The organism is Chitinivibrionales bacterium (genome assembly GCA_014728215.1).
Lineage (GTDB): Bacteria > Fibrobacterota > Chitinivibrionia > Chitinivibrionales > WJKA01 > WJKA01.
Genome location: WJLZ01000179.1, coordinates 1 through 3,460 on the forward strand (window position 1 = coordinate 1; position 3,460 = coordinate 3,460).

Annotated in this window: 3 protein-coding genes; 1 reads left to right on the forward strand and 2 read right to left on the reverse strand. The window is 45.3% G+C overall.

Annotated elements, in window-relative coordinates:
* Both GF401_15715 and GF401_15720 read right to left on the reverse strand, forming a co-directional pair.
* The coding region (locus GF401_15715; protein MBD3346501.1) for a hypothetical protein at positions 1–753 on the reverse strand (753 nt) is incomplete at its 3' end.
* 30 nt (positions 754–783) lie between these two features.
* On the reverse strand, positions 784–1,710 hold the full coding sequence (locus tag GF401_15720) for a hypothetical protein (protein MBD3346502.1): 927 nt from the start codon (positions 1,708–1,710) through the stop codon (positions 784–786).
* A 372-nt stretch (positions 1,711–2,082) separates the two neighbouring features.
* On the opposite strand from GF401_15720, the gene GF401_15725 reads away from it, so the two are divergent.
* On the forward strand, positions 2,083–3,460 hold a 1,378-nt coding region (locus tag GF401_15725), incomplete at its 3' end, for a hypothetical protein (GenBank protein ID MBD3346503.1).

Below are 3,460 nucleotides of genomic sequence, written 5' to 3' on the forward strand. Positions count from 1 at the left end.
AATCCCGCCTCGAAGACTGTTGATCGTCACATCGCTTTGTACGCTGTTTTCGATCAGACGGGCGGTACATTCTTGAATCGTTAATGTCGTGGTGTCTTTCATGCTGTCGGCAATAACGGTAATCGTAGCAACCGTCATTGATGAATCGATTTTCGAGCCGTTGGGATCGATCAGAAAATCGATCGTACTGCCTTGCCATAATTTCGCATTTGAGTTGACTTTGACGGCGTCGGCAAATTTCACCGTATCAATCATCGCCCCGGCAATCACTGCGTGAAAAGAATTGCATGAAGGAAAGGCCTTGGTTTTCAATTCTATGGATACTTTACCGGTGGCATCCACCGTTGATTTTTGAGGGTAAAGCATCACCGCCGGCGTGTCAAGGACATTTACCACGAACTGGATCGTGGCTGTGCGGGTATCGGTCCAGCTTTCATAACGGGTCTGAACAGTAAGCTTGTGAACACCGTCATCAAGATAGCGAAACGTAATGATATTATCCGATAAAAAATTGCTGAATTCACCATTGTCCAGATTGTAACTGAATTCCGAAAGGGAGCTATTGCCGGTGAGGGTGACGGTTACCGAATCAACGGTGAGGGTATCGCCGTTAAGACTTGACGGCTCAATGGTTACTTCGGGCGCCCGGTAATTGGGACTTGCCGGATTGGCCGGGTTTCCGCCCTCTTCTTTGGAACAAAACATGATTAACAACGCCGGCACGAACAGCAGGCATAAACACTGCCTTCTCATGGCAACTCCTTTTTTCAAATGTGTCTATATTCAGAAACGTATGTGGGTTTGGATACTGTAGCGATTATCGGGTTCCCATAACACTCCAACTGCCACCTTTGGTTTCTTTATATCTTTGGAATTCGATATAAATAATATCGTAGACAATGCCGTGCACAGACCGGTCCCGGAGAAAAGTGCGATAGCGATATTCCGGGAAGATGCGATTTTTTTATCAAATTCGGCTTCTTCACTTTTCGTTCTCCCGGTTTGAGATTTTTCTGCTTCAAGCTCTGCAGCATCCATAATAAAATAGGCCCCTCCGGCTCCCGCACCTAAACCGGCAACAACCGAAGACCATGCTGCTATCTTTTTTAACCCTTCTCTGGAAACCTTCTTCCCCGTAAGATCGGCGCCGCTTCCCGTTTTCCCCTTACCACCGGCTTTTGCATTGTAAGAAAACGGGATATTATCCTGTACATACTGGATATTGCCGTCAAGCGTAAAATGGAACTGACCGTTATGGGCAAAATTCCCGCTTTGCAGGGAAATTGTTTCCTTTTGTGATTTAATACCATATACCGAATACTTAAGATGAAAATTTTTCAAAGTAACCATATCGGATTTCTGTGATATTATTATTCCATCCCAATCAAAAGGATTAGGTAGTTGCTCTGATGCAGCGTTATATTGAGAATCATTAATCGATGTGAAAACTACCGGTTTATCGGGTGTTCCTTCAACATTAAGACTGCCATGTACGGCCAGGCCGCTGAATGGTTTGAACAGGAATATGCACCCTTGTTTTACGGTGACCGACTTGCCTTCAGGGATAACAATATCCTTTTCCACGATATAGGGATTGCCGGTAGTATCAAATATAATGCCGTCGATACGACCAGCCAGATTGGTATTACCGGAAAGGTTAAGCGATGTGATTATAAACAATAATCCTGCCAGATATTTTTTCCTCGTCATAGGCATATTTTGTGTTTAATCCATTAACAGAACAAGTGGCAAAGGGGAAAAATATAGATAGCGGTGGGGGCAATAAGCAACGATTATATCCCCCTCCATTTTATTACTTAAAGAATAGCAGAACCGCCGATTTGGCCTTCTGTGCTAACACACTGGTATTTCACCTGTTAAAACATTTTCTTTGAATCCATTTTAATTTTATTTTTACAATCACTTCCTTTTAATCGATGCTTTCAGCAGCATTGACATGCGCAGGCATACGCGGCCCTTCTTTTTTGCTCCTGTTGGATGAGCATTAAATCGTTCCATTTTTTTAGATAAATCCCGGGAGAAATTATGTATATTTAGCCACGCGCAAATTACACCGTTTTAATGAAAAGCGATAAACAACATCAACGCACATATGAAAAAGTAAGAAAGGATCGAAGTATGATTCGACACTTTTTTCAGCTAATTACTTTTCTGCAAATTGCATCATGGGCCGCTGTTTCCCCTGCAATAGTGTATCAGGGTATATTGACCGATTCCGAGGGTAACCCCCGGACCGACAGCAGCTATCGGCTGACATTCAGCTTATATGACGGTGCCACCGGCGGAACTGCATTATGGAGCGAAAGCCAGACAGTCGCTACCAGTAAAGGGGCCTTCTCCGTGCACCTGGGCGACACAACAGATTTGGCGTTACCCTTTGACAAAACGTACTGGTTGGGTATTGCCTTAGATGGTTCAGCAGAACTTTCGCCACGAGTGAGGCTGGGTACGAGCGGTTATGCTCTTCGGGCGAATGTGGCAGACAGCGCTGAAACAGTGCGGGGCGGCACGGCAAAGGTTAACAACCTTTTTAATGCCGGTTTATCTAATGCTTCGGTAACTGTTGATGCAACCGGTAATGTCGGGATCGGGACAACGAGTCCTTCACGCAAATTCCAGGTGCTGGGCGGCAATGAAGAAAGTGGTGGAGCTTTTGATAATGTTGTTTCTGTTGCTACTTTCGGAGATTCAGTAAAACCCGGGCTGGGAAAAGGGTTAACCCTCGGATATAATAAATTGTCCGGAAGAGCCGTTTTTCATACCGGTCCTTATTCGTGGGGTGGATATGATTTTTTGAGTTATAACGGATCGCAGTGGATTAATTCGGTATCGTTTTCAAATGACGGGAAGGTTGGCATCGGAACAACCAACCCTTCATATCGCCTTTCATTCGGAAGCTATCTAAATGGTATCACTAATGGCGAACAAACAGTTGCATTGTTTGAAAACCCAGGTGGTAGTAACCAATATGGCATATCTGCAATACGAAGAAATGATGTATGGCGAACAGCCATTTTTGCCAACAGCGCCGAAGGGATTTCTGTCGATATCTTTGGGAATGTCGGAATCAAAGATACTACCCCTGATGCTGCACTGTCTGTATGTGGCACTATCAAAGCCTCCGGAGCAATTACTACTGATAACACTTTATGCTCCAGCTCCGACCGTCGCCTCAAAACCAACATCCATACTCTCACCAATGCCCTCGAAACAATCAAATCACTCCGCGGGGTTGCCTACCAATGGGACCGCCGGAAACACCCCGAACGCAATCTCCCCGGGGGGCGACAGATTGGTCTGATCGCACAAGAAGTCGAAGAAGTGCTTCCTGAAATTGTTCAAACCGGCAGTGACGGATACAAAACCATGTCCTACGACCGGTTGGTTGCCGTGCTGATCGAGGCGATGAAAGCACAGCAGAGGACTATCGAGGAGCTTA